Source organism: Lapidilactobacillus dextrinicus DSM 20335 (genome assembly GCF_001436095.1).
In the GTDB taxonomy this organism is placed as follows: Bacteria; Bacillota; Bacilli; order Lactobacillales; family Lactobacillaceae; genus Lapidilactobacillus; species Lapidilactobacillus dextrinicus.
Genome location: NZ_AYYK01000019.1, coordinates 1 through 323 on the forward strand (window position 1 = coordinate 1; position 323 = coordinate 323).

At 45.5% G+C, this 323-nt stretch carries 2 tRNA genes; both read right to left on the minus strand.

Annotated features, from left to right (window positions below):
* Positions 1 to 76 precede the first annotated feature (76 nt).
* Positions 77 to 149, minus strand: a tRNA-Ala gene (locus FC84_RS07725).
* 25 nt (positions 150 to 174) lie between these two features.
* Positions 175 to 248, minus strand: a tRNA-Ile gene (locus FC84_RS07730).
* Between the last annotated feature and the right edge of the window lie 75 nt (positions 249 to 323).

Below are 323 nucleotides of genomic sequence, written 5' to 3' on the forward strand. Positions count from 1 at the left end.
TGTGTTTCTCGGTTTGTTACAGTTTCAAATAGTATCCAGTTTTCAAAGAACGAATCATTGATGACTTAGTCATCAATGGAGGTTAACGGGATCGAACCGATGACCTCCTGCGTGCAAAGCAGGCGCTCTCCCATCTGAGCTAAACCCCCATGTTACTGCTTCTTTTCAAAGCAATGGGCCTAAATGGACTTGAACCATCGACCTCACGCTTATCAGGCGTGCGCTCTAACCAGCTGAGCTATAGGCCCGATTGGCGCTATTCTTTAATTGAGAGTAGACCTCTCAAAACTGAACAAAGTTTCATGGCAGGTTCCGTTAGCTAA